Origin of the sequence: Acidisphaera sp. L21, from assembly GCF_009765685.1 — a bacterium.
In the GTDB taxonomy this organism is placed as follows: Bacteria; Pseudomonadota; Alphaproteobacteria; order Acetobacterales; family Acetobacteraceae; genus LMUY01.
In genome coordinates this window covers 1-6,326 of the sequence record NZ_LMUY01000003.1, presented here as the reverse complement: position 1 = coordinate 6,326, position 6,326 = coordinate 1, and the positions used below count along the sequence as shown (strand labels likewise).

At 65.7% G+C, this 6,326-nt stretch carries 6 protein-coding genes; 4 read left to right on the top strand and 2 right to left on the bottom strand.

Annotation, left to right across the window (positions count from 1 at the left end; all coding sequences use genetic code 11):
* Positions 1-1,538, top strand: a 1,538-nt coding sequence (locus tag GSQ76_RS00435) for an acetate--CoA ligase family protein (RefSeq protein ID WP_158741949.1), incomplete at its 5' end; no start/stop codon positions are given.
* The gene (locus GSQ76_RS00430) at positions 1,535-2,419 is read left to right on the top strand and encodes a crotonase/enoyl-CoA hydratase family protein (protein ID WP_158741948.1); all 885 of its coding nucleotides are present in this window, start codon (positions 1,535-1,537) and stop codon (positions 2,417-2,419) included. The genes GSQ76_RS00435 and GSQ76_RS00430, both read left to right, overlap by 4 nt.
* Here the strand turns inward: GSQ76_RS00430 and GSQ76_RS00425 are convergent.
* Together GSQ76_RS00425 and GSQ76_RS00420 are read right to left on the bottom strand one after the other, a co-directional pair.
* On the bottom strand, positions 2,410-3,225 hold the full coding sequence (locus GSQ76_RS00425; RefSeq protein ID WP_158741947.1) for a helix-turn-helix domain-containing protein: 816 nt from the start codon (positions 3,223-3,225) through the stop codon (positions 2,410-2,412). The two genes, GSQ76_RS00430 and GSQ76_RS00425, sit on opposite strands and share 10 nt — an antisense overlap.
* 172 nt (positions 3,226-3,397) lie before the next feature.
* Positions 3,398-4,468 carry an SDR family oxidoreductase gene (locus tag GSQ76_RS00420; RefSeq protein WP_174247263.1) on the bottom strand — a complete coding sequence of 357 codons (1,071 nt, stop codon included), beginning with the start codon at positions 4,466-4,468 and terminating at the stop codon, positions 3,398-3,400.
* A 128-nt stretch (positions 4,469-4,596) separates the two neighbouring features.
* On the opposite strand from GSQ76_RS00420, the gene GSQ76_RS00415 reads away from it, so the two are divergent.
* Positions 4,597-5,733 carry an ABC transporter substrate-binding protein gene (locus GSQ76_RS00415; RefSeq protein WP_158741946.1) on the top strand — a complete coding sequence of 379 codons (1,137 nt, stop codon included), beginning with the start codon at positions 4,597-4,599 and terminating at the stop codon, positions 5,731-5,733.
* Positions 5,723-6,326: ATP-binding cassette domain-containing protein (locus GSQ76_RS00410; protein ID WP_158741945.1), on the top strand; the 604-nt coding region annotated here is incomplete at its 3' end. The genes GSQ76_RS00415 and GSQ76_RS00410, both read left to right, overlap by 11 nt.

The following is a 6,326-nucleotide window of genomic DNA, read 5'->3' as shown; positions in this document are numbered from 1 at the left end:
ACGTGGATGTGGCGGATTATGTTGCCGCGCTGGCGGAGGAGCCGGCCTGCCGCGCCATTGCTTGCGTGTTCGAGGGCATGGCCGATCCTGGCCGCATGATCCGCGCGGCGGAGATCGCGTGGCAGGCGGGCAAGCCGCTGATCCTGTACAAGATGGCCACGGGCAAAGCGGGCGCGCAGGCGGCGATGTCGCATACCGGGTCGCTTGCCGGGTCGAACGAGGCGTATGCTGCCGCGTTTGCCCGGGCCGGCGTGGTGCAGGTGGACAAGTTGGAGGCGGTGGTGGAAACCGCTGCCTTCTTCGCGAAGGCGCCGCGCCCATCCACCACGGGTGTGGCGATGATCGCCACCAGCGGGGGCGCTACCATCATGGCGGCGGACAAGGCGGAATTGCACGGTGTTCCGCTGCCGCAGCCCGGCCCGTTCGCCGCCGGCGTGTTGGCGGAGCGGGTGCCGGAATTCGGCTCCCCGCGAAACCCGTGCGACGTGACGGCCCAGGTGCTCACCGATCCCGGCGCCTTGCTCGCCTGCACCGATGCGCTGTTGGCCGACCCGGCGTTCGCGGCGTTGGTGACGTCGCACGCCTACGCCTATGCGTCCGCCACATCGCGGCTGGCGGTGTTCAGTGCCTGCGCGGCCAAGCACGACAAGATCGTCTGTAGCCTGTGGGCGCCGGAATGGCTGGGTGGGCCAGGTTCGCGCGAGACGGAGGAAGATCCGCATCTGGCACTCTTCCACTCCACCGACCGGTGTTTCGCCACGCTGGCTGCCTGGCAACGCCGCGACGCACTGGCCCGGCAGGCACCGCGTGACCCGGCGGCGCGCGTCACCGGCCCAGGCTTGGCCGCCCAGGCGCGCGCGCTGTTGGAGGCCGCGCCCGCGCAGGCTTTGACGGAGAGCGAGGCCAAACGAGTGATGGCGCTTTATGGCATCCCCGTGGTGGAGGACCGCCTGGTGCAAACGCCAGACGAAGCGGCCAGCACAGCAGAGGCGCTTGGTTTTCCAGTGGTGCTGAAGGTCGAAAGCCCCGACATCCTGCATAAGACGGAGGCTGGGGTCGTAAGGCTGAACCTATCGGATGCCGCAGCTGTGCGCACCGCGTGCCACGAAGTCCTTGCGGCAGCGGCCAAGGTGCAGCCGGCGCCGCACATCAACGGCGTGTTGGTTCAGCCGATGCTGCCAAAGGGTGTCGAGGTGCTGATCGGCGGCCGAACCGACCCGCAATTCGGTCCGTTGATCGTGGTCGGGCTGGGGGGCGTGTTCGTCGAATTGCTGAAGGACGCTGCCCTGGCCCTGGCGCCGGTGCAGCACGGCGAAGCATTGGCGATGTTGCGTGGCCTGAAGGGTGCGGCCTTGCTGACGGGGTTTCGCGGATCGGAACCGGTCGATTTGGACAAATTGGCCGACATCGTCTGCCGCGCCTCCGAACTGATCGCCGATGCGGGCGGCGTAGTGGCGGAGATGGACATCAACCCGCTGATCTGCGCCGGGTCGCGCATCACGGCGGTCGATGGATTGATCGTGAAGGCAGCGCCGTGACCTACGACACCATCCTCTATGAAATCGACCGTCACGTCCTGACGATTACGCTCAACCGAGCGGACCGGCTGAACGCATTCAACACACAGATGCGGGCCGAGCTGATCGACGCGTTCGATCATGCCGATGCCGACGATGCCGTGCGCGCGATCATCGTTACCGGCGCCGGGCGAGGCTTCTGCGCCGGGGCAGATTTGGCGGAGGGGGCCAAGCGGTTCGACTACTCCGATCGCGCCGGCGCCATCAATGCGGATGGCTCGGTGGATTGGAGCAACGAGGCCGTGCGGGATTCCGGCGGGTTGCTGACGCTGCGGATCTTCGAATGCCTGAAACCGGTGATCGCAGCGGTGAACGGTGCGGCCGTTGGCGTGGGCGCCACGATGCAACTGCCGATGGACATCCGCCTCGCGTCGGAGGATGCGAAGTTCGGGTTCGTCTTCGCCCGGCGCGGCCTGGTGCCGGAGGCGTGTTCCAGTTGGTTCCTCCCCCGCATGGTCGGCATATCCCGCGCGATGGAATGGGTCGCGACCGGCCGCGTCTTCTCCGCCGCGGAGGCGATGGAGGCCGGGCTGGTGCGCAGCGTCCACAAACCGGCAGATCTGCTGCCGGCGGCGCGGGCATTGGCGGAGGAGATTGCGGCCAACACATCTCCGGTGGCCGTCGCGCTCAGCCGCCAGATGATGTGGCGGATGCTGGGGGCCAGCCACCCGATGGAGGCGCATAAGATCGACAGCCGCGGTGTGTTCGCCCAAGGGCGGGGCGGCGACGTGAAGGAGGGCGTGGCGTCTTTCCTGGAAAAGCGGCCGGCGGATTTCCCGGGCAAGGTGTCGACCGACATGCCAGCCTTCTTCCCCTGGTGGACCGACCGGCCCTACGAGTGAATCGTGCCGGGGCTTCGGCTCATTCGCCGGGCGGCGCTCAACGCATCGGCAATTTCGGCAGCGGCCTGCACCAAAGGTGCGGCGAACCGGCCGATCGCGGTCGGCTCGTCCATCGCGTCGCGCAGATACATGACGTTCAGGCTGCCCACCGCCACGCCAGCGATCAACACCGGCACGCCGACGGCGGAGGCAACGCCGTCATACGCGGCCTCGGAATAGGCGGGGTGCATGGTGGCAAAGCCGTCTTCCCGCAGTTTGGCGACCAGGCGGCGCAGGGCGGCCGGGTTACGTGCCGGGGCGTTCCATGGCTCCGCCGCGGTGCGCAAGGCGGCTAGCCCGCTCTGCCGTTCCGCATCGGGGCAGAACGCGACATAGGCCAGCCCTATGGAACTGCCTAGCAACGGGGCGCGATAGCCGGGCTGGCGGTTGAAATGCAGCCGCCCGGCGCTGCGGCTAGTCTGCGCCACCACCATTGCATCGCCATCGAACACGGCCACGTCGGACGGCCATTGCAACCGTTGATGCAGGGCAGCGAGGATCGGCGCCGCCACCAGGCCCATTTCCTCGTGACGTTGGTAGCCGCGACTGAGTTCCAGGGTGCGGCCCGTCGGCAGGTAGACGGCGCGGGCTGGGTGACGCACCACGAATCCGGCGTGGATCAAGGTTTCCAGCATGCGCACGACGGTTGGGCGGTTGAGTCCGGTCTGGCGAAAGATATCGGCGACGCTCGCCTCCTTCACCCGGTTGACGACAACCAGGCAGTCGAGGGCGCGCAACACGGCGGAGACAGGTTCGAAGGACGGCATCGTTTCCCTATGAAGGCAGCTTTCCTCGATACAGCAATCCTGCTAGGTTTTGAACAGGCAGTTCACCTGCTGAAACGCTGGCGGTAAGCCCGGCGACCGAAGGAGGCGTTCAACCGTTGCAGCCGATCCGTTGCATCGCATGACCCGATCGTCGAAGGGCCGCCACCAGCGGCTACGGTGGCAACACGCGTTGACGCTGCAGTTCTGCCAGCTCCCAGCCGAGGGATTCCTCGGTGTCGATGCAATCTGCGAAGCCGGCCTGGCGGATCTTGATCGTGCTGAGCAGCGACGCGGTGGAATGGGTGCGGGAGAAGGCGAAATCGGCGAATTGCCAGGAACTACCGACCAGCCCGTCCAGCGTGTTCGCAACCAGGCCGTGGTTGCGCACCAACGCGTCCCACACCTCGGCCTTGCCCGGCATGATCATGGCCAGCGGCATCGGGTGGGGAAGGCCGACATCCATGTCAAAACAGCGCGCCACCACCAGCCATATGTTCTGCCATACGAACACGTCGCCATTGGTGATGTTGAACGTCTCGTTCGCGGCACCTGGCGCCTCCGCAGCCCAGGCGATGGCACGGGCCAGCAGGCGCACGTCCGTCGCCTCGGTTATGCGATGGCCGATGCCGGGATATACCAGGGGCAGACCCAACGCGCGGCTGATGGCGGCGTAGGCGCCGATCGCGGCCAGCATGTTCATCGCACTGCCGGGTGCGAAGCCCAGCACGACTTGCGGGCGAAAGATGGTCCATGCCCAACCGGCGCGGGCCTGTCGCTCGCGAATCAGATCCTCCTGCGCCCAGTAGAAATTCGGATGGATGTGCCGGGGTGCATTTTCCCGCGCAGGAATAGGAATCTGGCCCAGATGCACGCCGTAGGCCTTCGCGCCCTGCAGCACGGTGATGTGCTTCAGGTCGGGATTGGCTGGCTCCACAGCGTCCAGCAGATTGCGCAGCATCGCCAGGTTGGTGGCGATCTGGTCTGCCTCCAACCAGCCAGCGCCGAGATCGGGCTTTTCGAACAGCGCCGCATAGACGATGTGGCTGATACCGGTGAGGTCGGCCAGTTTCGCCCGGCAATCCGCAGCCTCCGTCAGATCCACCGACACGAAACGGCCCGGCGTGCCCGGCAGCGGGGCGCGGCGGGACAGGCCGATTGCGTCCTTTCCAGCGGCAATCGCCTGGGCCATGGTGGCGCGTCCGATGATGCCGAGTGCGCCTGCAACCAGGACCGTGCCAGCCATTGCGTTTCCTATGCGTGTTGTTGTTAGCTGTAGATAAGAAGGCAGCTGCCAAGCCGTCAATAAAGATAAGGCCTAGCCTGAGGAAATAAACCGAAGCACCCAAACGTGCTCGTCCAAGGAGAAGTAGAATGTTGCGTCGCGTGCTGTTGGGTTGCGTGTTCGCCGGGCTCACCCTGTATTCCCCCGCCCAGGCGGCGGACCCGATCAAGATCGGCGCAATATTTCCGCTGAGCGGCGGCGCGGGCAAGCAAGGCCAGCAAGTGACCCAGGCGATCCAGGCGATGGCGAGCCTGATCAATGCCGAGGGTGGGGTGCTGGGGCGGCAGATCGAAGTGATCGTGCGCGACGATGAAAGCACCCCGGCGGTCGGTGTGGCCAAGGCGAACGAACTCGCGTCGATGGGCGTGGCCGTGGTGATCGAGGGTTGGAACAGCCCCGTCACCCTGGCCGAACAATCCATCCTGGCGCGTGCAGGCGTGCTGGATATCACGGCCATCTCGAAGGCGGACGGCATTCTGGCGAGCGCGTCCAATCCGCTGGCGATCCGGCTGAATAGCTCGAACGCGCAAGACTCGGACGTGATCGTAAAATATCTTGCGCGCACCATGAAGACCGGCCGCATCGGCTTCGCGACGGAGAATGACGCCTATGGCAACGGCGCGCAGCAGGGGCTGGAGGCGGGGTTCAAATCCGCCGGGCTGCCGTATCAGGTGGTGACGACGCAGAAATTCCCGTTCGCGCAGACGGATTTCCGGGTCGAGGTGACCAGCCTGAAGGATGCCAAGCCCGACGCGGTGATTTCGATCAACGCCAATGAAGGCGCCGGGCTGCCAGCCTTTCTGCAGCAATACGCGCAGGCGAAGGTGGGTGTGCCGATCATTTGCTCGGTCGGCACCGTCAGCCCCAGCGTGGTGGAGGCCGCCGGTCCAGCGGCGAACGGGTTGATCAGCGCCGACATCTATTTTCCCGACGTGGAGCCGTTCGTCAGCAATCCAGCCAACAAGACGTTCGTGGCGCAGGTGCAGAAGCAATTCAACATGACGCCGGACAAGTTCATGGCGCTGGGCGGTGGCTCGTTGCAGGTGTGGGCGAAGGCGGTGGAAAGCACCAAGAGCCTGGATCGCAAGACCGTGGCGGAGGCCATTCGCGGGCATACGATCAAGGACACGATCTTTGGCGACGCCGCCTTCGCCGCGAATGGGCAGATGCAATCCAGCTACGCCGTGTTCACCGTCACCGATGGGAAGCTCGTCGTTGAAAAATGACGCGCAAGCGGTTTTGCAGGTGACAGGGCTTGGCGTCCGCTTCGGCGGGTTCCAAGCGCTGGAGGATGTGTCCTGGTCCGCGTATGCCGGGCAGATCCTGGGCATTATTGGGCCGAATGGGGCGGGCAAAAGCACTTGTTTTCAGGCGGCCACGAATATGGTGCCGCATGCCGGCCGGTTGGTGCTGGATGGCCAGGACATCACCAGCATCGCGCCAAACCGGCTGCCTGCCATGGGCTTACGGCGCACCTTCCAACAGAATGCGTTCTTCGGCGGCATGACCGTGTTGCAGAACATGGTGGGCGTGTTGGGGGAGGGGCGACGTGCATCGCTGGCCACTTCCGTTTTCGCGCCGTGGCTGGAAATCGCGGGCCGGCATCGGCTGGAGGCGGAGGCCCGGGCGCATTTGCTGCAATACGGCGTGCAGGCGAGTTCGCACGACCGGCTGCCGGCGGAATTGTCGTACGGCACGCAGCGAATGCTGTCGATCGCGCTCGCCTGTGCGCCTGGCGCGCGCGTGGTGCTGCTGGACGAGCCGGGCGCCGGATTGGGCGGTGCAGACATGGAGGCGCTGGCTACCCTGCTGCGTCGCC